The 20,523-nt window shown below is 36.8% G+C and carries 22 protein-coding genes; 17 read left to right on the top strand and 5 right to left on the bottom strand.

The window, feature by feature from the left end:
- Positions 1 to 12: 12 nt before the first annotated feature.
- Positions 13 to 861, top strand: coding sequence for a YihY/virulence factor BrkB family protein (locus AC1VNJ_RS13970; protein WP_033578946.1), 849 nt, complete (start codon positions 13 to 15; stop codon positions 859 to 861).
- 33 nt (positions 862 to 894) lie between these two features.
- Here AC1VNJ_RS13970 and AC1VNJ_RS13965 read toward each other — a convergent pair whose 3' ends face one another.
- Complete coding sequence (locus tag AC1VNJ_RS13965; protein ID WP_034266052.1) at positions 895 to 1,170, bottom strand: hypothetical protein; 276 nt, start codon at positions 1,168 to 1,170, stop codon at positions 895 to 897.
- Positions 1,171 to 1,370: 200 nt separating this feature from the next.
- Between AC1VNJ_RS13965 and AC1VNJ_RS13960 the strand changes: the two genes are divergently transcribed.
- Positions 1,371 to 2,303 carry an alpha/beta hydrolase gene (locus tag AC1VNJ_RS13960; protein ID WP_155008119.1) on the top strand — a complete coding sequence of 311 codons (933 nt, stop codon included), beginning with the start codon at positions 1,371 to 1,373 and terminating at the stop codon, positions 2,301 to 2,303.
- Between the two features lie 194 nt (positions 2,304 to 2,497).
- Positions 2,498 to 3,391, top strand: coding sequence for a helix-turn-helix domain-containing protein (locus AC1VNJ_RS13955; protein ID WP_028413387.1), 894 nt, complete (start codon positions 2,498 to 2,500; stop codon positions 3,389 to 3,391).
- A 368-nt stretch (positions 3,392 to 3,759) separates the two neighbouring features.
- On the opposite strand, the gene AC1VNJ_RS13950 is transcribed toward AC1VNJ_RS13955, so the two are convergent.
- Together AC1VNJ_RS13950 and AC1VNJ_RS13945 are read right to left on the bottom strand one after the other, a co-directional pair.
- Entirely contained in the window at positions 3,760 to 4,293 is a 534-nt protein-coding gene (locus AC1VNJ_RS13950) for a PIN domain-containing protein (RefSeq protein WP_098626401.1), read from the bottom strand.
- A gap of 7 nt (positions 4,294 to 4,300) precedes the next feature.
- Positions 4,301 to 4,657, bottom strand: coding sequence for a hypothetical protein (locus AC1VNJ_RS13945; protein ID WP_098112592.1), 357 nt, complete (start codon positions 4,655 to 4,657; stop codon positions 4,301 to 4,303).
- A 430-nt stretch (positions 4,658 to 5,087) separates the two neighbouring features.
- Here AC1VNJ_RS13945 and AC1VNJ_RS13940 point away from each other — a divergent pair, with 430 nt between their 5' ends.
- Positions 5,088 to 6,065 (top strand): ring-cleaving dioxygenase, encoded by a 978-nt coding sequence (locus AC1VNJ_RS13940; protein WP_034266069.1) that lies wholly within the window; start codon positions 5,088 to 5,090, stop codon positions 6,063 to 6,065.
- 69 nt (positions 6,066 to 6,134) lie between these two features.
- On the opposite strand, the gene AC1VNJ_RS13935 is transcribed toward AC1VNJ_RS13940, so the two are convergent.
- Positions 6,135 to 6,641, bottom strand: a complete 507-nt coding sequence (locus tag AC1VNJ_RS13935) for a PCYCGC motif-containing (lipo)protein (protein WP_482640920.1) — start codon at positions 6,639 to 6,641, stop codon at positions 6,135 to 6,137.
- Positions 6,642 to 6,875: 234 nt separating this feature from the next.
- On the opposite strand from AC1VNJ_RS13935, the gene AC1VNJ_RS13930 reads away from it, so the two are divergent.
- The 4 genes from AC1VNJ_RS13930 to AC1VNJ_RS13915 all read left to right on the top strand — a co-directional run bounded on the left by AC1VNJ_RS13930 (position 6,876) and on the right by AC1VNJ_RS13915 (position 10,136).
- Complete coding sequence (locus AC1VNJ_RS13930; RefSeq protein WP_482640919.1) at positions 6,876 to 7,730, top strand: STAS domain-containing protein; 855 nt, start codon at positions 6,876 to 6,878, stop codon at positions 7,728 to 7,730.
- Positions 7,731 to 8,051: 321 nt separating this feature from the next.
- The gene (locus tag AC1VNJ_RS13925; protein WP_033578956.1) at positions 8,052 to 8,252 is read left to right on the top strand and encodes a DUF3311 domain-containing protein; all 201 of its coding nucleotides are present in this window, start codon (positions 8,052 to 8,054) and stop codon (positions 8,250 to 8,252) included.
- Positions 8,249 to 9,742: a sodium:solute symporter family protein gene (locus AC1VNJ_RS13920; RefSeq protein ID WP_482640918.1), complete on the top strand. Its 1,494-nt coding sequence runs from the start codon at positions 8,249 to 8,251 to the stop codon at positions 9,740 to 9,742. Before AC1VNJ_RS13925 ends, AC1VNJ_RS13920 begins: the two co-directional genes overlap by 4 nt.
- Before the next feature lie 226 nt (positions 9,743 to 9,968).
- Positions 9,969 to 10,136, top strand: coding sequence for a Fur-regulated basic protein FbpA (locus AC1VNJ_RS13915; protein WP_080754423.1), 168 nt, complete (start codon positions 9,969 to 9,971; stop codon positions 10,134 to 10,136).
- A gap of 235 nt (positions 10,137 to 10,371) precedes the next feature.
- On the opposite strand, the gene AC1VNJ_RS13910 is transcribed toward AC1VNJ_RS13915, so the two are convergent.
- Entirely contained in the window at positions 10,372 to 10,965 is a 594-nt protein-coding gene (locus AC1VNJ_RS13910; RefSeq protein ID WP_028413378.1) for an exonuclease domain-containing protein, read from the bottom strand.
- 233 nt (positions 10,966 to 11,198) lie between these two features.
- Between AC1VNJ_RS13910 and AC1VNJ_RS13905 the strand changes: the two genes are divergently transcribed.
- The 9 genes from AC1VNJ_RS13905 (at position 11,199) to AC1VNJ_RS13865 (ending at position 20,412) form a co-directional block, all read left to right on the top strand.
- On the top strand, positions 11,199 to 11,495 hold the full coding sequence (locus AC1VNJ_RS13905) for a hypothetical protein (RefSeq protein WP_028413377.1): 297 nt from the start codon (positions 11,199 to 11,201) through the stop codon (positions 11,493 to 11,495).
- 381 nt (positions 11,496 to 11,876) lie between these two features.
- Positions 11,877 to 14,228, top strand: coding sequence for an immune inhibitor A domain-containing protein (locus AC1VNJ_RS13900; protein ID WP_028413376.1), 2,352 nt, complete (start codon positions 11,877 to 11,879; stop codon positions 14,226 to 14,228).
- Between the two features lie 221 nt (positions 14,229 to 14,449).
- A complete protein-coding gene (gene fumC, locus AC1VNJ_RS13895; RefSeq protein ID WP_034266080.1) occupies positions 14,450 to 15,829 on the top strand; it encodes a class II fumarate hydratase in 1,380 nt (459 codons plus the stop codon).
- 175 nt (positions 15,830 to 16,004) lie between these two features.
- Positions 16,005 to 16,223: a hypothetical protein gene (locus AC1VNJ_RS13890; RefSeq protein WP_108674720.1), complete on the top strand. Its 219-nt coding sequence runs from the start codon at positions 16,005 to 16,007 to the stop codon at positions 16,221 to 16,223.
- Positions 16,224 to 16,269: 46 nt separating this feature from the next.
- Entirely contained in the window at positions 16,270 to 17,166 is an 897-nt protein-coding gene (locus AC1VNJ_RS13885) for a GH25 family lysozyme (protein WP_482640917.1), read from the top strand.
- A 61-nt stretch (positions 17,167 to 17,227) separates the two neighbouring features.
- Positions 17,228 to 17,494 carry a hypothetical protein gene (locus AC1VNJ_RS13880; protein ID WP_028413373.1) on the top strand — a complete coding sequence of 89 codons (267 nt, stop codon included), beginning with the start codon at positions 17,228 to 17,230 and terminating at the stop codon, positions 17,492 to 17,494.
- A 136-nt stretch (positions 17,495 to 17,630) separates the two neighbouring features.
- Positions 17,631 to 19,718: a PAS domain S-box protein gene (locus tag AC1VNJ_RS13875; protein WP_028413372.1), complete on the top strand. Its 2,088-nt coding sequence runs from the start codon at positions 17,631 to 17,633 to the stop codon at positions 19,716 to 19,718.
- A gap of 89 nt (positions 19,719 to 19,807) precedes the next feature.
- Positions 19,808 to 20,020 (top strand): hypothetical protein, encoded by a 213-nt coding sequence (locus tag AC1VNJ_RS13870; RefSeq protein ID WP_013083131.1) that lies wholly within the window; start codon positions 19,808 to 19,810, stop codon positions 20,018 to 20,020.
- A gap of 260 nt (positions 20,021 to 20,280) precedes the next feature.
- Positions 20,281 to 20,412: a YjcZ family sporulation protein gene (locus AC1VNJ_RS13865; protein ID WP_033578960.1), complete on the top strand. Its 132-nt coding sequence runs from the start codon at positions 20,281 to 20,283 to the stop codon at positions 20,410 to 20,412.
- Positions 20,413 to 20,523: the final 111 nt, after the last annotated feature.

The raw sequence follows: 20,523 nt of genomic DNA, 5'->3' as shown, positions 1-20,523 counted from the left end.
TAGAGGTTTATCATGAAAAAGCTATTATCATTCGGAAAAAGTCTTGGTAAAGAAATTCAAGAAGACCAAGCAACGGGACTAGCGGCTGAGCAAGCCTATTATTATATGCTATCATTATTCCCTATGCTTATTTTACTGATATCGATTGTTCCGTATCTATCTATTAAACCGGCAGAGGCAATCGATCTTCTTCAAAGCGTTATGCCGGGAGAAACGGCTGCAATCTTTAAGGATAACGTAGCTCAATTTGTAAGCCAACCAAACGGCGGGTTACTGACTGTAGGGATTTTAGGAACCATTTGGTCCGCTTCAAACGGTATGAACGCCTTTATTCGTGCAATGAACCAAGCCTACGATGTGAAAGAACAGCGCTCGTTTATTAAAGTAAGAGGCTTGTCCATTCTTTTAACAATTGGATTAATTGTAACAATTGTTGTATCGCTTCTTTTACCAGTGTTCGGAGGGGTTTTGTTAAATTGGATAAGCGAATGGTTTTCTCTTCCTTCAGGTACAACAGTGGTTTTAAATATTCTGCGCTGGATTGTTGGTGTCGGCATTATGGTACTTGTTTTATCCGTATTATACAGATTAGCGCCAAACAAAACATTTCCTTTTGCTCACGTATGGCCCGGAGCACTCGCTGCTACGCTGCTATGGCAGCTGACATCTTTAGGGTTCTCATTTTACGTAAGCAACTTTGGCAATTATTCTGCTACTTATGGAAGCTTAGGAGGCGTAATTGTTCTGATGCTTTGGCTATTTTTAACGGGGTTAATTCTCGTCATTGGAGGAGAGATTAATGCTATTTATCACCGAAACAAAACGGCTGCCCCTCCTAAAGATACGTCTCAGGCGATGTAATAAAAAAGGAAACCTTTATAAAGGTTTCCTTTTTTAACGTTTAAAGCTATTCACAAGCTGTTTAAATGAGTTGGCTGTATATTTGACCGAATCTTTTTTGTACTGTATATCCGTTTTAATCGCTGCTTGTGTTACTTTTAAATGGTTTGTTTTTTCTTTAATATGATCAGTTTCGTTTTGAAGATGTTGAGAAGTGGCATTTACAGAGTTCACAGTTGGCTTGATTTTTTTATTAAATGATACGCCTGCGTAAATAAGATACGCAAGTGATGCCAAAACAACAGCTAAGCTTATATAAACAATAATCATCATTGTGCCTCCTTTGTACGTATTTATATTTATATAGGTGAGAATAAAATATATACGAATATCATCCTCTTTATTTAATTGTTATACCCATTTTTAATTAAAACAAACAAAAGCCTGCCGAGAAGACAATATATTGGATTTTTTCTGAAATTTCATTCATCATTACATATAGAGTTACCTTGAAAGGAGAGAGAAGAAGAATGCCGTTAGATCCGCATATTCAAATATTTCTAAATCAATATAACGAAATGCCCCGTCCTTCTTTAGAGGACGTTACACCCCTGCAGCTGAGGGAAATGGAAAAGATGTCTTTAACTCCTTCTAAAGAAGCAGTTAAAAAAGTATATAATGAAGAAATCCAATTAAATGAACGTACCCTCACTATACGAGTGTATGAGCCTGAAGGAACAGGGCCATTTCCCGCTCTTGTTTATTATCACGGAGGAGGCTGGGTATTAGGAAGCCTGGATACTCATGACTCCATATGCAGGTCGTATGCAAATGAAACAAACTGTATTGTAGTGTCTGTTGATTACCGCCTTGCTCCTGAGAGTAAATTTCCCGCTGCGGTGAACGATGCCTATGACGCCTTGGATTGGATTTCAGCTCACGCGTCTCAATTAAATATCGATTCAAACAAAATTGCCGTTGGAGGAGATAGTGCCGGTGGCAACCTTGCTGCGGTTGTAAGCATTTTAGCAAAACAAGGACAAGGTCCATCCATTGTTCATCAGATGCTTATTTATCCGTCTGTAGGATTTAAAAATCAGCATCCTGCCTCTATGAAAGAAAATGCCGAAGGATACCTTCTTTCAAAAGATCTTATGGATTGGTTTCGCCTTCAGTACTTAAATAATAAAGAAGAAGAGCAGCATCCCTATAACGCTCCGGTATTACTAGAAGATTTATCGAGTCTACCAAGCGCTACCATTATTACAGCACAGTACGACCCTCTAAGAGATAGCGGAAAAGACTACGCGGACGCATTAAAAAATCATGGTGTTCCCGTCACCTACGAAAATTATGAAACGATGATTCACGGATTTTTAGGGTTTCATGAATTTGTCCCACTCGCTCAGCAGGCAATCAATAAAAGCGCAGCTCAACTGCGTCAAGTATTTGATTCTATTTAAGGATATATAGTGTCATAAAGCACATAAACTTGAGAAAAACAGCACATTGATGTGCTGTTTTTCTGTGTTGATAGGGAGAAAAGATTGACAAGAGTTTCAAAAAATAGCCCATTATCTCTTTTAAAGTCATTTTATTTGGAGTATAGTAGAAAAGTAGGATAAAAACATTTATTTACATTAAGTAAGGTGATTTTTTGAATGATAAAAAACAAGTAGGTCAGCTGATTCAAGATCTGCGAAAGATTGCGGAAATGACAACTGTCGAGTTATCAGAAGGAATTTGTACAGAAGAAGAGCTACATCGATTTGAACAAGGTGAAATTCATGCAAGCAGTGAAGTTCTCTATCATTTATCGAAACGCTTAGGGGTTCCGATGAATTATTTCTTTGAAGCAGGAGAGCTAACGCCCAACGATTATTCAAAAGAAATTAAATCGACCATTAGGCATTATATACGAAAACGCGATTATGCAACCGTGTTACATATGGTGGATAAAGAAAAAGATAATCCTATGTTTCAAGATCCTTTTCACGCACAATTTTTCCTATGGCACGAAGCCATATGTGATTATTATATTGGAAATAAATTTGAGCAAGCGCTTCGTAAATTGGAAAAAGCGATTGCGTTCACGCGTACGAGCGAACAGTTTTATTCAGAAAAAGAGATTGCTATTTTAAATAGTATTGCCATTATTTACGAAGAAGAAGGTCATTTAAAAAAAGCGTTCAGTACGTTTATGGAAGGATTGCAGCATATTGCTTTGCTTCCTAAGTTAAAAGATCCTCTTGTCAAAATTCGAATTTTATATGGATTATCACATGCGCTTTTGCAAATGGAACGTTATGAAAAGTCGGTTAAATATGCACAAGCAGGACTAGAGCTGTGTATTCAGCATGAGACGCTTTATTTATTAGGAGAACTGCACTATCAAATTGGAGAAGCACTCTGTCAGCTTGGTGAGCTTAAAGAAGGAATAGCTTACCTAGAAAAAGCTATTACTGTTTTTGAAATTGAGCAAAATGAAGCGTTTGTGACCATTATTAAAGAAGAGATGTCTAAATATCAAGAAACAAAAAAGAAGAGCTGACAGCTCTTCTTTTTTATCTCCAATACACTGGGTGTGGGTAAAACGGACGAGGACGAGGGTAAAAGTAAGGGGGGTGGTAATAAATAGGACGTGGGTAAGGGTAAGGATAAAATGGACGTGGGCGAGGATATGGATAATAACCATAAGGGAATCTTTCTTCAGTTTCCTGGGGATTGGAATAATAATCATAGCCATATTGATACTCTTCTAAAGGTTGTTCCGGGTAATATGGGTAATTCACTCTTTTCACCGCCTAAGTTTTTATGCTTTTTACTGTATTCAATATAGAAAGAATTGGAGTATGTACCCATCAAACTTTTAATTTGAAAAAGGCGGGAGACAAGGAGTATTTTGAAAGCAAAAACAAATTAACTTTCCTTCTCGTTTTCTTGTAAGTTATCAGCACCGGGAAGGTTGGGAGGTTCAAAGCTTTTAATAAAAGAAGCGTAAGCAATCGTGTCTTTAATAGGATTTACATAAGATAATGGTTGACCTCGGTAGCTGAAATTAAATGTAATCCAAGCAAAATCTTTATTATTGTTGGAAACCAGTTTTGCATTATGTATAAAAGCAGATGCGGCAATCATCGCATCCGGGCCTTTAATTTTTTTATTTGATTCTATTTTGGCTTTTCTGCGAATTTGAGCTGCTAGCTGTGCAATTTCACTTGTAACGTCTACAATCTTATCGGTCATATCGTAAATATAATGATTTTTTACTGCTTTGACTTGAGGATTTGTTTCTACTTCCCAATGCGACAGAAGTTCCATTTGTACAACGGTAGGCATTAAAAATTCCGTATTATTTGAAATAAGTTCATTAATATATTCCACAACTTCTGGATAATTAAGCGCATGTGAAGCCCAAATGTTTGTATCAATGATTACTTTTTCACCCAACACAAATCGTTCACTCCTCTCTACTAGCCATTCGCACGAGCTCTTCTAACCCAAAAGGTGAGTAAAGAGCCGCGGATTCTGAAAGCTGATTGCTTAATAGAAGCTTTTCGTATTTAGTTAATCTAGTTTTGGCAGATTTTATGAGCCTTTCTTGTGTGCCGTTTACCACTTGATCTTTTTTATCATACGTGCGTAGAACTTTATTTTGAGGTTTATATTTAAGATTTTTTTTATTCACAGGGGGTGAGGAAGGTGGTTGCGGTGAGGGTTTTGTGTAAATTTTTCCATTTACTTTTATTTTGAAGTGCTTCTGAACTTCCTTGCTGTACGTTCCTTTTTTGTCATCTACCAAGCGCTGTGCTTTCATGATATCCCTGCCTTTTATATAAATTTATATAGTATATGTGATGAAGTTTTTTCTTACTATTCCTTTTATATAAAAAGATTAAAAAAGTTAGCTGCTGGGAGTTATTGAATTAATTGATGTTTGCCTGTTGGGTGATGATCTCAGCCAATACCGGACAAAGGTTTAAAAACATGATATCGTGTAAGAGAAATAAATTAGTATAGGTTAGAGAAGGGACTAGGCAACAATACGGTGTTTTATTACCGATTTGGTCCGTCCTCATTTATGAGATTTTGCTAAAATGTAAAAACCTACATATTTCCTTCCGAGATCATCCATACTTTATTGACAAAGGAAAATTAATCATGGTATATTATCTTTAATTAAAGATATTTAAATTAAAGATAAATAACGAATGATAAACTAGACGATTTATCCGGAGGAATGTAGAATGAACCACTTAAAAGGAATACACCACGTAACGGCTATTACGAGCAGCGCAGAAAAGAATTATGAATTTTTCACCTATGTGTTAGGCATGCGCTTAGTAAAAAAAACGGTCAATCAAGATGATATTCAAACGTATCATTTGTTTTTCGCAGATGATAAAGGCAGTGCCGGAACGGACATGACTTTTTTTGATTTTCCAGGAATTCCAAAAGGTTCTCACGGAACAAATGAAATTTCAAAAACATCTTTCCGCGTTCCAAATGATGACGCTTTAGACTATTGGGTAAAGCGCTTTGACCGCTTAGAAGTGAAGCATACGGGGATTCAAGAGCTATTTGGGAAAAAGACGCTTTCGTTTGTTGATTTTGATGATCAGCAGTATCAGTTAATTTCCGATGAAGGAAATCAAGGAGTTGAATCAGGCACTCCTTGGCAAAAAGGTCCTGTACCTCTTCAATACGCTATTACGGGACTCGGTCCTATCTTTATTCGTATCGCCGAGTTTAATTACTTTAAAGAAATGATGGAAAAAGTCCTTTTATTTAAAGAGATTGCTCAAGAAGGAAATCTCCACCTATTTGAAGTAGGAGAAGGAGGAAACGGTGCGCAAGTAGTAGTCGAACACAACGAAAAACTTCCGCAGGCTCAGCAAGGTTTTGGAACGGTTCATCACGTTGCTTTTCGCGTAGAAAATCGACAGGCTCTTGAAGAATGGATTAACCGTATGCCAAGCTTCGGTTTCCATACGTCTGGTTATGTGAATCGTCACTTCTTTGAATCGTTGTATGCAAGAGTGGCTCCGCAAATTTTATTTGAATTTGCGACAGATGGACCAGGATTTATGGGAGATGAACCTTACGAAACGCTCGGAGAAAAATTATCACTTCCTCCATTTTTAGAGCCAAAACGTGCAGAAATTGAGAAGCTCGTGCGTCCGATTGATACAGTAAGAAGTACAAAAGAGTTTGTGAAAGAATAGTACACAAAAAACACTCAAATAGCTATTTGAGTGTTTTTTGATGTTTTCTACTTTAACAATGCCAATGTTCTACAAGGAAGGAGTAGGAGTGGGTTGTGCATAGCCTTCCTTATATTTTTCATCGATGTCTTTGCGAATGTCTTTTATTGATTTGCCTCGGTTATAGTCGAGCATAGCTTTAGCTGCAATCTCTATACACAATCCGCATTTTGTTCCATGATCATCCCAGACAACTGCTCCATTTCTTTTGTTTTTAAAAATAAAGCAGTCATAGCTATTTTTGTGATTCGCTTCCATGCCACATCCACAGTAGCAAGGGATTTTTTCAAGTAGTTCACGATTTTTAGCAACGGATAGATAAACTAGCTTCATGTCTTTAGGCTGGTTCTTCAAAAACTGTGGTAAAACATCTGCTCCTGGAGTCTCTTCGCGAATATCAGCAACTGCAGCTTTATGATGTTCATGTCCTGAATGTGCAGAAGAGTTTGTAGCAGAAGAAGGTGTTGTATTGTTTGAGCAAGCTGATAATCCAATACTTGTAGCCAGAAGCCCCAACAAAATAATTGATTTTTTCAATACAATTAACATCCTTTCATGTAAAAATAAATGATAGTTTCATCATACACGGCAGTTTATCTATGTAGATAATCAAATACCTGCTTGTTTATATCTAATTCTCTATAAGTATGCAGAGCGGTTATCGTGTATGATAGAGATGGACGAGGAAAAAATATGAAGCATGAATTTCTCATAAGGTGCGTTTTGTAAGTGATTGGACAGAAAGAGAAAGTGAACGGAGGTTAAACAGTAGTGAGTGAACAAAATCAACGTCTTTTTGAATATATTTTAGAGAATTCAGCCTCTATCAGTGAAGAATGGCTGCGCCAAAGAAGTAATATTAAAGGATCGATTTACTCAAAGGACGCAGACGCATCAGTTGAGAAAAAGCTGCGCGAGCAGCATCGTTATACGATTGAAACAATTGCGAGCGGCTTTCTTGACAATCAAGAGATTTTTAAACAACGTATGATGAAATGGACGACGGAAGTAGTAAACAGCAGAATTAAATTTGATACGCCGATTTACGAAGTAGTAGAAGCGCTAAGCAAAACAAGAAAAATTATTTGGACATATGTCAAAACATATAGCCTGATACATTCATCTATTACAAAAGAAGATATACTGTCTTGGAGTGAAGTTTATCATACAACATTTGATAAACTCATTAATGAATTTTCCGAACAGTATTATAAAATCACAAGGCAAAAAATAAGTCTTCAGCAAGAGCTAATCGACGAAACGAGTTTTCCTGTTATTCCAATTGTAGACCACATCGCGGTCTTTCCTTTGGTAGGGCTTATTGATGAAATCAAAGGTGATTCTATTATCGAGGTTGTTCCAAAAAGGTGTGCAGAAAAACATATAAGGCATTTAGTCATTGACTTATCGGGTGTAAATTATGTAGATACGTATGTCGCTCACAAATTTTTTGATTTGATTAACATTTTGCAGCTGCTAGGCATCCATGCGATTATGTCAGGAGTGAGTCCTGACATGGCTCAGACGGCTGTTAATGTAGGAATCAGTTTTAATAAAATTGAAACGTTCGGACATTTAAAACAAGCGCTCTCTTCGCTTGGTGTAAAGAAAAAAGAAGAAGAATAAAGTATAGAAATGCTAGATCGAAACGGAACTGTTTGAGACCTTTACTTTCAGTTCCGTTTTTTTGTTTGTCTATATTCTGTATATAAAAATATGAAATAATATTCTGCTGCATTCAAAATTTTGTAAGCATGTCTTACAAACTCCTTTTCATATGGGGACAAATGGAAGATACTAAGGAGCAAACAAACGGCGGTTTTCTATGACAAACGTCTCGTTTAGCTCAAGAATGGAGGTGTAAAGAGAAGAATAAGAGAAGTACATAATGAGATAGTTAAAGCCTTAGATAAGTACTGATAAGCCGTGTGATTAAGGAGGAGTTCTATGAAAATAATTTATCTTCTTTGCCTGCTTCCGTTTGTAGGAATATTAGGTTTATTGCCTTTCGTTAACAAAGTGACTCCGTTTATTTTAGGGATGCCTTTTTTTCTTTTTTGGATTGTTATGTGGGTAATCCTTACATCTTTTATTATGGGTATTGTGTACAAGCTCGATCCTGCTGTTAAAGGAGGAGATAAACAATGAATACCGCACTGATTATTATTTTCGGTTTTTTACTTTTAGCTATTTATCTTGGAATTCGAGCTACGCGGGGCAAAAAAATGGATTTAGAGCAGTGGAGCGTAGGGGGCAGAGGTTTTGGAACCGTTTTTGTCTTCTTTTTGATGGCGGGTGAAATCTATACTACTTTTACGTTTCTAGGTGGAAGCGCTTGGGCATATGGGAAAGGAGGGCCGGCGTTTTATATTTTAGCCTATATTTCTTTAGCGTACGTGTTAGGGTATTGGATTGGTCCGCAAATATGGCGATATGCGAAGCAGCATAAGCTCATGTCTCAGCCGGATTTTTTTGTTTCAAAATACAAAAGTCCGTTTCTTGGTATCGTTGTTTCATGTGCAGGGGTGCTGGCAATTGTTCCTTATATTATTTTACAATTCAAAGGCCTAGGCATTATTGTATCTGAAGCTTCTTATGGCTCTATCTCTTCAACTGCAGCCATTTGGATTGGAGCCATATCATTAACGGTTTACTTAATGATATCAGGCATACATGGTTCCGCTTGGACGGCTATTGTGAAAGATATTATGATTTTTATTGTTGTCTTATTTTTAGGAATATATATGCCGTTTCATTACTACGGAGGCTTACAGCCAATGTTTGAGGCTGTGCATCAAGCAAATCCAACGTTTCTTACTCTTCCCAAGACAGGTCTAAGTATTTCGTGGTTTATTTCTACAGTCATGCTGACCGTATTAGGATTTTACATGTGGCCGCATACGTTTAATGCAACGTATTCAGCTGAAAACGAGAATGTATTTAGAAAGAATTCTATTATAAGTCCTATTTATACGTTAATGCTGCTTTTTGTCTTTTTTGTAGGGTTTACTGCTCTTATGCAGGTACCTGGACTACAAGGCGCAGAAGCGGACTTGTCACTGCTTCGTCTTTCCATTCAAACATTTGACCCGTGGATTGTCGGCTTTATTGGCGCAGCTGGTTTATTAACAGCGCTTGTGCCTGGATCGATGCTCTTGATGGCAGCTTCTACGTCACTATCTAAAAACGTTTACGGCGTGCTTGTTCCCTCTGCGACGGGCAAACAAATTTCGATACTGGCTAAATGCTTCGTACCAGTCATTGCGCTTGTTTCAGTCTATTTTACACTTCATGGAGGAAATACAATTGTAACGCTTTTACTAATGGGCTACAGCATTGTGACGCAGCTGTTTCCTGCTTTTATTTTTAGTTTAATGAAAAACAATATCGTGACTAAATACGGGGCGTGTGCAGGTATTGTTGCCGGCATTACGTCTGTGATGTATATAACGATTACGGAAACAACGCTTGGCACGTTGTTTCCTGCGTTGCCACAAATCATTAAAGATACAAATGTCGGCGTCATTTCTTTATTTATTAATTTAGTTGTATTAATGGTGGTTAGTTTAGCAACAAAAAAAATCGCCTCACAGCCGCATTTTGAAAGCGGGGCAGTAGATGGCAAACAGATTTTATGAAAATCTTTTTCCAATTGCGTTTTAAGAACATCATGAAGGGTATAAAAGTAGTGCATCACCAAAATGTTCAATATGGCTGCAAGACGTAAGCAGCCTTCTCGATAAAATGTAACGATTGCGTTGTTTTTAAACATAGGTAACGAGTGTGAAAAGCAACAAGACGTATGCCACAAGCGGTGTACGTCTTTTCTATGAAAGATATTCACCTAAAAAAGGAGATGATAACATGACATCTGAAAAAGCATTTGAGCAAAAGAAAGATCTTTTAATGAATCAAATTATTGAATCGGGTTACTTTAAAGCAGAAGACGGGAGACATTTGTACGAATTGAATTTAAGTGAACTAGAACAAACGCATCACGACCTTCAAAGCCAAAAGGTAAGAGAAGTATAATTTGAATCTTCTAGATTATTAGCAATTCAGCTGATTTCGTATATGTCTGTAAACACCAGCTGTTCAGTTTGTTCCTCCGCGATTTTTTGGTTTGAAAGCAGGCACTTTTCTTTTTCTTCCAGTGCGTTTACAACCTCGCTGTTTACAACCATATTCCTCAAAGATATAACTCAACACTTAAGAAATAGGCAAATAAAAACAAAAAAAGCGCAGAAGCTGCGCTTTTTTTATTAAGTTAAAAACGAGTGGAAGCCGCTGTTTTTTTAGGTTTGCTCATTGCTTTTTTTAATACTTCAGAAAAATAGGGCTCTCCGCTAGGATTTTGCTGTCTTAGCAAGTCAATGGTTCCTTTCACGTCATCCATAGCTCTGTGAGCGTTCTCTCTCTCAATCTTATGATGGTCAAGAAGTGTTGTTAGTTTTTTATTAGGAAAGCCGTACTCTTTCCATTTGACAGCACGCATAGAGCAGTGCCATTTTTGGTTAAATAAAGATGGATACCGTTTTAAAAGAAAACTGCGATCGAAAGAAGCATTATGAGCGATGATAGCCGAAACGCTAGTTAACAATGATTCCACTTTTTTATCGTCTAATGTTTTATTTTTGACCATCTCATTTGTAATTCCCGTTAAGTTTGTAATGTACGGGAAAATGGGAGTTGAAGGCATATTAAATTCTTCATATTCTTCTACAATGTCGATTATTTCTCCGGTAGAAGAATCATAAGAAACAACAGCAATTGCCAGTTCGATAATATCGCATGTTTGAGCACTTAATCCCGTTGTTTCAACATCTAAAACGGCTGCTAATTTCACTTGTTCAGTTGACAACTCGTCGCCCTCCCTTTCTATTTATCATTCTATTAGCTTATCATTTTTTAACAGAAAACGTTAGTAAAAAAGATGAGCAAGCATGTACACGGGTTTATTTTATACGCCCACGTGGAAAAGGAATTTACTTTTTTAAAGGAGATGACGATAGCAAAGGAGAATAGTAATATTTACTCATCTAAATTAAGTCTTCATTGAAAATAATGAAATGAAGGAAGAAGGGGATCGTTATCATGCAATTGCTGTATATGGTACTTTTTCTTGTCTTAATTTTTTGGGGAATTACATCTTTTATTCATTACAGGAATCAAACTATTAAAGTTCGTTTGAACAAACATTATACGAATGCAGTAGAATGGATTGAAGCTGTTAAACAAGAGCTGGAAAAGCAAGGGAAATCCGTGAGTTATGAAGGGGATTTCTTGTTTAAAATTGATGAAAAACCTTATGAAATCGCAGCGCGCAATATGTCTATTTGGAGCACGTCGCTCTATCATATCTTGCTGCATCGTCAAAAAGAACATTCTTAAATTTACTTGCATACAAAGGTTATCACTTCTCGTCTATCGAGAAGTGATTTTTTTATCTTTCTGTATCCATAATGGGGAATTTTTTGTTTTTATATAATAGTAATACGGAAAAGGTGGTTCTAATTCCCTAAAAAAATACGCTTCATACAGTTTTAGTTGTGGTTATCGATTTGGCATGGAATTTGCATACGCAAGAAGGGTTTATCAGACATTTTAATTGTCAGGCAAAGAAAACTAGTTACATACTATAAAACTATTTTACATTATCTACTAGAATCAAAAAATTTTAATAATATAGTAAAATGTAGTTGACCTTCCTAGTTTTAGAATATAAAATAAATCTTGCTAATAGTTTGAAAATTCTAAAATGGAGGGGTTTACTTGAAAAGCTGGAAAAAGATTTTGGGGACATCTTTTCTTGCCACAACTGTTACATTAAGCGGAGTGGGACCAGTACTTATGAATGGAAGTACTGCTTCAGCTAAAACCGCACAATCGGAGGAACTTCCGAGTTCACCAATTGATATGAATACAGTACCGGAAGAAAGATTGGCTAACGCACTGAAAAACCAAGGAGTTATTTCTCAAAGTGCAACACCGCAAGAAGTGAAGAAAGCCGTTACTTCTTACATAAACAAAAAAGATGCACATAAAGAGAGCATGAAAGGACATAAAGCTAGCAAAATTGATTTGAAAGCGAAAGAAATGCAAACAAAACAAAAAGAAAAGTTTCAACGAGGCGAATTTGCTAACATTAAGTCTCAAGGAAACAATTCGGGGAACGGGGTAAACGTTAAACCTGCAGCTCAGGCAAAATATAACGGACAAGTGAGAAAAGATAAAGTTCTTGTACTTTTAGTCGAATACGCAGACTTTAAGCACAATAATGTCGTTCAAGAACCTGGTTACATGTATGCAAAAGACTTTAACCGAAATCACTATCAGCAATTAATGTTTGGAAAGAAAGACTTTACGCTATTCAACGGAAAGAAAATTAAAACGTTTAAACAATATTATGAAGAACAGTCTGGAGGTAGTTACACAGTAGATGGAACGGTTTCTGACTGGTTAACCGTACCTGGAAACGCAAAAGAATACGGAGCAGACAATCCAGCGGGAGGAAACGATAATGCGCCTGGATCTAAAGGGCCTCGTAACCTTGTAAAAGAAGCGCTTGCTGCAGCAGCAAAAAGCGGCATTAACCTTTCAGATTATGATCAGTTCGATCAATATGATATCGATGGAGATGGCAACCGCAATGAGCCTGACGGCATAGTGGATCACTTAATGGTCATTCATGCTGGAACTGGGCAAGAAGCAGGTGGAGGTAAACTAGGCAACGATGCTATCTGGTCTCACCGCTCTACTTTGGGACAAGTATATAAAGTTCCTGGAACAAACATGGCTGCTTATGATTATACAATCGAACCAGAAGACGGAGCAGTTGGAGTTTTTGCTCATGAATTTGGCCATGATTTAGGTTTGCCGGATGAGTATGATACACAGTATACGGGTCAAGGTGAGCCGGTAGGCGTTTGGTCAATTATGAGCGGAGGGAGCTGGGCTGGTGAAGTAGCTGGAACAGAACCGACAAGTTTCTCCCCGCAAAATAAAGAGTTTTTCCAAGCAAATATGGGTGGAAACTGGGCAAATATTCAACAAATTGACAGCAAAAACATTACAAAATCGGGCTCTGTGAGCGTGGTTGATCAAAGTGTCACAAAATCTAAACGACCAGGTATTGTAAAGATTAATTTACCTAAAAAAGCTGTTCAAGGGATTAAGCCTGAGTTTGGAAGCAACTATTATTACAGTAAACGCGGAGACGATCTGCATACGACGATGACAACGCCAGAGTTTGATTTAACAACGGCCAACACAGCTAAATTCAATTACAAAGCGTTCTATGAAGTAGAGGCAGAATACGATTACTTATATGTAAATGCGATTCTTCCTGACGGTTCAAAAGTTCTGTTAGATACAATTGGTGATAAAGCGAATAATGCAGATGGTTCTGCTGAAACATCTAACGGAAAATGGGAAGATAAAAGTTATGACTTAACGCAGTTTAAAGGTAAAAAAATCAAGCTTCAATTTGAATACGTCACGGACGGCGGACTTGCTCTTCAAGGATTCGCTCTTGATAATGCTAGTTTAGTAGTAGATGGAAAAACGGTATTCACGGACGATGCTGAAGGAGCTCCAAAAGTAACGTTAGATGGATTTGAAAAGACAAACGGCATCAGCTATAAAGATAACTATTATTACCTTGAGTGGAGAAACTATGCAGGCAGTGATAAAGCACTTCAATTCGCGCGCGGTGCAAAATATAATACAGGCATGCTGCTTTGGTACGCAGATGAAAGCTATCTTGATAACTGGGTAGGACAACATCCGGGTGAAGGATTCCTTGGTGTAGTTGATTCACATGCTCATAAAGTTCTTTACTTTAATGTGAATGGTATTAGCACTACAGCAAATTCAAGCCGATATCAAATTGCAGACGCGGCGTTCTCATTTGATAAATCACCTGCTTGGTCATATTCTCATAAAACGTGGGGAACGATTTCATCTAAAGAATCAAATGGTGTTACAAGCTTTAACGATAAAAAATCGTATTTAGATGAAAGAATTAAAGATGCAGGCCGCTTGCTTCCTCAAAACGGATTAAAATTAGACGTAATTGGTGAAGCAAAAGACAATTCAGCTGGTGCTGTATGGATTCATAAGTAAAATTGGACTTATTAAAAAGATCTGAAGAGCGTATTCTTCGGATCTTTTTTTGTATCATAAAATCAAAATAAACTATGAGCTAAATAATCAAATAAGTTAAGCCCGTTTAAAAAATAGAAAAAAGGGAATTTTCAACAGTGAATAATTGTTATTATGTCATGAAATTCATCCATATAATCAATACTAATAGGTAAAGAAAATATTGAAAAGGAGTTCTAACTATGAGCTATCGTATCGAAAGAGATTCAATTGGAGAAATCAAAGTGGCAGAAGATAAACTATGGGGAGCGCAAACGCAAAGAAGTAAAGAAAACTTTCCAATAGGGATTGAAAAAATGCCGATTGAAGTAATACGCGCTTTTGCGGTTCTGAAGAAAAGTGCGGCTATTAGCAATCATAAACTAGGCAAACTATCAGCAGGGAAATCGGAAGCCATCGTGCAAGCTGCTAACGAAATTATTGAAGGGAAATGGAATGAACATTTTCCTTTAGTAGTATGGCAGACAGGAAGCGGAACGCAATCAAACATGAATGTAAATGAAGTGATTTCCCACCGGGGAAACCAGCTAATAAACGGCGACGAAACGCTCCATCCAAATGATGATGTTAATATGTCACAAAGCTCTAACGATACTTTCCCTACAGCTCTTCATATTGCAGCTGTACTAGAAGTCGAAGATCAATTATTGCCTGCTCTAAAAACATTAAAAGAAACGTTTGCTGCGAAGCAAGAGCAGTTTAAAGATATTATTAAAATAGGAAGAACCCATTTACAAGATGCTACACCGCTAACACTAGGACAAGAAATTAGCGGATGGCATCATATGCTCGAAAAAAATGAAGAAATGATTAAACAAAGCGTAGAGTATATGAAGGAGCTAGCTATTGGCGGTACAGCTGTTGGGACGGGGATAAATGCACATCCTGACTTCGGCGATGAAGTAGCGAAAGAAATCAGCAGCACGCTTGGAAAAACATTTATCTCAGCACCTAATAAATTTCATGCATTAACAAGTCACGATCAAGTGGTTTATGCCCATGGTGCACTCAAAGCCTTAGCAGCTGACTTAATGAAAATCGCCAATGACGTACGCTGGCTGGCAAGCGGTCCTCGGAGCGGATTAGGTGAAATCACGATTCCTGCTAACGAACCAGGAAGTTCTATTATGCCTGGAAAAGTAAATCCAACTCAAAGTGAAGCTCTAACAATGGTTTCTGCACAAGTGTTAGGGAATGACGTGACGATTGGAATTGCGGCTAGTCAAGGAAACTTTGAATTAAATGTATTTAAGCCGGTTATTATTTATAATTTTTTACAATCAGTCAGACTGCTGACAGATTCCATGCAGGCTTTTAACGATAAATGCGCAGTAGGAATTGAACCCAACAAAGAGAAAATCCAGCATAATCTAGAAAATTCTCTTATGCTTGTAACAGCGTTAAATCCGCACATAGGGTATGAAAATGCGGCTAAAATCGCCAAGCTGGCTCATCAAGAAGGAACGACATTAAAAGAAGCAGCGGTAAAAACAGGCCTTCTGACAGAAGAACAATTTGAGCAATGGGTAAATCCAGCTAATATGATTCATCCATCAAAATAAAACAAGAAGCCAAGCATTCTGAGCTGCTTGGCTTCTTGTTTTATAATAAAATAAACATTGTTCTAAATAAACACACAAAAAGAGAAAGCGGATTAAAAGAAATTTTACACTACCTTGTACTAGATTCAAGTACATACGATTAGGGTATTTACATCTTTATAAAGGAGGGATTCAAGTGACGTACGAAGTGAAGTTTTATTTTGGAAATGAAAAATCAATCAGTACATTGGTTGAATCAGAAAATGTAAAAGAGCTTGAGGAATCTATTATTCATACGCAAGGATGGTATCGTTATTATGACAAAAAACACGAAGCTTATTTAGCTATTCAAATGAGCAACGTTTTACACATCGTTATAAAAGAATATCAAGATCCGGAAAAACAGGGGTTTTAAAATATTCGTCGTATACATAAGGAAGCTAGCAAAAGAGGTGAAAACTATGCAAAGTCGACATTCAAATAATCCTATTATTCTCGATGTTTCTCATCATCAAGGAATCATTAATTGGAAAGAAATAAAAAACACCTCAGTGAAAGGGGTGTATATAAAATTAACAGAAGGCGGAACTTTTGTAGACCCTAGATCTTATGAAAATTATATAGGTGCTAAAAATGCGGGCTTGAGAGTAGGATTTTATCATTATGCTCACTGTACAAATAGCCCGGAGAAAGAAGCTGCTTTTTTTATTGCTCAGCTTGGACAAATGAAACTAGACCTTCCGCCGTGTTTGGATCTAGAAGAAGACAAGAAAAAATCCAAAGAATTTGTTTCTCGCTTTGCCGTAAGCTGGCTCGAGCATGTTCGCAAAACAACAGGGATTAAGCCTATCGTATATACTAATTATCATTTTGCTAAAACTTTTTTTACAACTGAAATAAGTAAGTATCCTTTGTGGGTAGCAAGATATAGTGCAAACAACAGACAAGGCGGTATGCAGCACCCTGGTGAGCTAAGTCAATGGCAGCGGTGGGCAATGTTTCAGTATACGGATTCTGGCAGAGTAAAAGGAATTTCTACAAATGTGGATATAAATGAAATGGACTGCTCATTTTTTAAAAAAGTCACAACAAATCTCTCTATGACGAATAATACAAAAGGACCATTTGTCTATTCCAAAGGTGATAGAGGGTTAGGAGTCAAACAAATTCAGCAAAACTTACTTACGCTAGGTTTTTCTCTTCCGAAGTTTGGAGCAGACGGTTTCTATGGAGATGAATTAATCGCTGCAGTGAAAAAATTCCAGAATCAGTATGGCCTTTTTTCAGATGGAATAGCAGGAGCGGACACGCTGCAGCGTCTTATTAAAGAAGTGAATAATCTGAATAATCGGGTTTGAGAGAGTACCTGAGAGGGAAAAGTTATTGTAAGATTCAAAAAGGTACAAGGAAGGAGTTATTATGAGAAAACGAAAACAAAAAGCATTGATATCAGGTATTACGCTATCAACGGTAGGAGTCGGCATTACGTCTTATCTATTAAGCGATGCTGCGAAACGCCGAAAAGTAAAAGGACTTGTTCGAAGTGCCAAAGTAAAACTTTCAAGTTTATCTAAAAAACAGCAGGTAAATGCTAGCCTAAATAAAGATGCGCATTCAGATCCTACGTACGTTTCTGAAAGCAATATGATTTCAGAAGGACCTATGTATCAAGATCAGCATAGATAATAAAAAAACTAGTCTTGCCTCGGGCGAGACTAGTTTTTTTTATCAATTTTATAAATAGCAGCGCTTATTCATGTTACACTCTCTATATAAGGGAATTATTTCACGCATATTTACAAGTAAAGGAGGAATAGAAGGAGTGATTAGTAGCGGATTATTTGTTAACTTATGTATTTTTTCGTTTTTTGTCAGCATTATGATTGCGATACGAATATTTTTGCTGCAGCGTCTAGCCCATAAATACAAATGGATGAGTGGTATTTATGCAAGTATTGTTTCTGCTATTCTTATGATATATAGCGTTACGTATCAACAGATTACATATGATTTACGTTTTCTTCCTCTTATTTTGACCGTTCTATACTTTGGTTATAGAGCCGGTGCAGTTGCAGGTATCACTATGGCTGTGTGCAGTATCTATTTAGAAAGTCATTGGTTACTGACTATCTTAATTTTAATCTTTACCTTTTTATTTTCCCTTCCTCTTATTCGATATAGAAAGCAGTTTTCTTTATTAAAACAATCTCTTCTTTGTTTTTTTATTCATTTTATCGTTCATGTCTTACTGACGAATTACTTCTGGAATACACCTATTCAGTCGCCGTTTTATAGCGAAATAGAATATTTAGTGTTCGGAATTCTCGGACTGGGAGTAGCTGTAGCGACGATAGAATTTTATCGTAAATTTTACGCTGTAGCAGAAGAAGCTGCTTATGCTGGATCAGATTCATGTAAGGATGAAGAAGATTCTTTTTTTGTCAGAATAATGAAAAAAGAACTGGAATATACGAAAGAACAGCTGGAGTCTTTTATTAATCATCACATGGATGCGGTGATCATAACTGATTTAGAAGGGCGGATCTTGCGAGTTAATGAAGCCTACGAAAAAGTATATGGCTGGAAAGCCCACGAAGTAGTTGGGAAAACATATTACGAAATAGCAGGGGCTTTTAGTGAGGACGTACATGAGAATATAAAAAAGACGGTTGCTGAAAAAGAGGCAATCAATCGAGTAGAAGTTGTAAGAGCTCGTAAAGACGGAAGTTTAGTAGATCTTCGCATCACTATTTCGCCAATTTTTAATGGGAAAGATGAGTTAATAGGTTTGTCTGGAGTATGTGTGGATATATCTGAGGCTAAAAAAGCGAGAAAAGAGCTTGACTTGCTGCATCGTAAGCTTAAGGAAAGTGAGTTGAAATATCGAACGTTATTTGAATATGCAAACGACGCAATTTATTTACTTGAAATAGGTTCTAATCATTTTCCTTCTCGTTTTATCGAAGTAAATGAAGCTGGATGTAAGCGCTTTGGATATACGAGAGAAGAGCTTTTATCCATGCCATGCCAAGATATTATACCTAGAGATTCTGACATTGTTCGAAAAACGGTTGAAGAAATTCGCCAAGGAAATCTTTCTTTCACGCTGCAATCACAGTTTACATTTAAGTCTGGAGAAGTAAAAAAACTAGAATATAGTGGGAAATTGTTCAATATAGAAAACAAAAAAGTGCTTCTTATTGTTTCAAGAGACAGGACAGAATACCTAGAAACAGAAGAGCTGTTGCAGAAATCTGAGAAATTAGCAGCGGTCGGTCAGCTTGCTACAGCTATTGCTCATGAAATTAGAAATCCTTTAACGGCCATCAAAGGGTTTATGCAGCTATTAACTGAAAAAGCGAGTAAAGAAGAGTTAACCTATATGAACATTATATCCTCTGAAATTGAGCGTATTGAAATGATTACAGATGAATTCATGTCTGTGGCAAAACCACAGGCTGTAACATTTCAGTCGATTGATTTGCAGCTGTTAATTCAACAAGTGATTTTATTGCTGCAGCCTCAAGCAACCATGAAAAACATTTTTATTGAACTTCACTCATATGGAGAATTGCCTCTTGTATATTGTGAAAGCAATCAAATGAAACAGGTGTTTATAAATATTCTTAAAAATGCGATTGAAGCAATGCCTTCCGGAGGCGAAATTAAAGTTGAGCTGAGACAAAAAGACAACAATCACCTTCATATTCAAATTATTGATGAAGGTGTAGGAATTTCAAAAGATCGCATTAAACATTTAGGTGAACCATTTTACAGTATTAAAGAAGACGGTATTGGGTTAGGGTTAATGATCTGCTTTAATATTATCCAGCAGCATAAAGGAACTCTTAGTATTGAAAGTGAAGTAAACAAAGGGACGAATGTGGAAATTTGTTTACCGTTAAAATAAAAGGTAATCAGTTAAAGGCAGAAGAAATTTTGCAACAAGTTGTTTAGTAAAGTTATAATATTCTATGTTGGAGTAAAATAAGCAAAGGAGTGGTTACGATTAAACAGAAAAAGTGGATTAACATATTTCGTATTCTGTATATTATTTTTGCTATTATTGCAATTGGAGCATCTTTTGGAGACTATTCTTTCGGGCTTAATAATCCCCGCATAGTCAGTTTAACGGCTCTCGTTTTGGCGGTTATTTGTATTGTTCCGTATTACATACTTCGCTTTAAAGAACAAGCTTCTAAAAGTAAATAAGTTAATAGTTGTTATCTTAAAAGAGGCTGTGACAAAAGCAGTTTAGTTGAAGGGAAATCCGAACGATGAATCGTTCGGATTTTTTCATTGGTAGGGTGAACGTAGGTTTCATCTATTTAGTTGCTTCTAGCTATTGATTGGAGTGATTTCGTTATGTCTCAATTTCTTTTTTATAGTTATAAAAGGGCGATAAATGGGCGAGCATTTTTTCTAGCCTGTACATATGCTATAGAGTAAACAGGCTACGGAGGTGAAGTGAAATGGGATTTTACAACTGGGGTTACGGCGGTGGTTATGGCTACGGCGGCTACGGTAGTTACGGTGGCGGTTTTGCATTAATCGTTGTACTATTTGTTTTATTAGTTATCGTTGGTTGTGTATGCTTGAAATAAACAGAAAAAGCACGGATTTACAAAGATTTTAGTAGATTCGTGCTTTTTTACGTTCATAAGAAGTACAGTACTATAATAAAATAATGTTGTGCACGTACATAAAAAACATAT

Source organism: Priestia sp. 3CA3, assembly GCF_056836725.1.
The sequence above is the reverse complement of the archived record's forward strand: the minus strand, read 5'-3'. Positions and strand labels throughout refer to the sequence as shown.

Bases quoted from the DNA above. Each gene is read 5' to 3' on its own strand.
- AC1VNJ_RS13970 (WP_033578946.1), top strand. From the start codon at position 13: ATGAAAAAGCTATTATCATTCGGAAAAAGTCTTGGTAAAGAAATTCAA.
- AC1VNJ_RS13965 (WP_034266052.1), bottom strand. From the start codon at position 1,170: ATGATTATTGTTTATATAAGCTTAGCTGTTGTTTTGGCATCACTTGCG.
- AC1VNJ_RS13960 (WP_155008119.1), top strand. From the start codon at position 1,371: ATGCCGTTAGATCCGCATATTCAAATATTTCTAAATCAATATAACGAA.
- AC1VNJ_RS13945 (WP_098112592.1), bottom strand. From the start codon at position 4,657: ATGAAAGCACAGCGCTTGGTAGATGACAAAAAAGGAACGTACAGCAAG.
- AC1VNJ_RS13940 (WP_034266069.1), top strand. From the start codon at position 5,088: ATGAACCACTTAAAAGGAATACACCACGTAACGGCTATTACGAGCAGC.
- AC1VNJ_RS13925 (WP_033578956.1), top strand. From the start codon at position 8,052: ATGAAAATAATTTATCTTCTTTGCCTGCTTCCGTTTGTAGGAATATTA.
- AC1VNJ_RS13920 (WP_482640918.1), top strand. From the start codon at position 8,249: ATGAATACCGCACTGATTATTATTTTCGGTTTTTTACTTTTAGCTATT.
- AC1VNJ_RS13915 (WP_080754423.1), top strand. From the start codon at position 9,969: ATGACATCTGAAAAAGCATTTGAGCAAAAGAAAGATCTTTTAATGAAT.
- AC1VNJ_RS13905 (WP_028413377.1), top strand. From the start codon at position 11,199: ATGCAATTGCTGTATATGGTACTTTTTCTTGTCTTAATTTTTTGGGGA.
- fumC (WP_034266080.1), top strand. From the start codon at position 14,450: ATGAGCTATCGTATCGAAAGAGATTCAATTGGAGAAATCAAAGTGGCA.
- AC1VNJ_RS13885 (WP_482640917.1), top strand. From the start codon at position 16,270: ATGCAAAGTCGACATTCAAATAATCCTATTATTCTCGATGTTTCTCAT.
- AC1VNJ_RS13880 (WP_028413373.1), top strand. From the start codon at position 17,228: ATGAGAAAACGAAAACAAAAAGCATTGATATCAGGTATTACGCTATCA.
- AC1VNJ_RS13865 (WP_033578960.1), top strand. From the start codon at position 20,281: ATGGGATTTTACAACTGGGGTTACGGCGGTGGTTATGGCTACGGCGGC.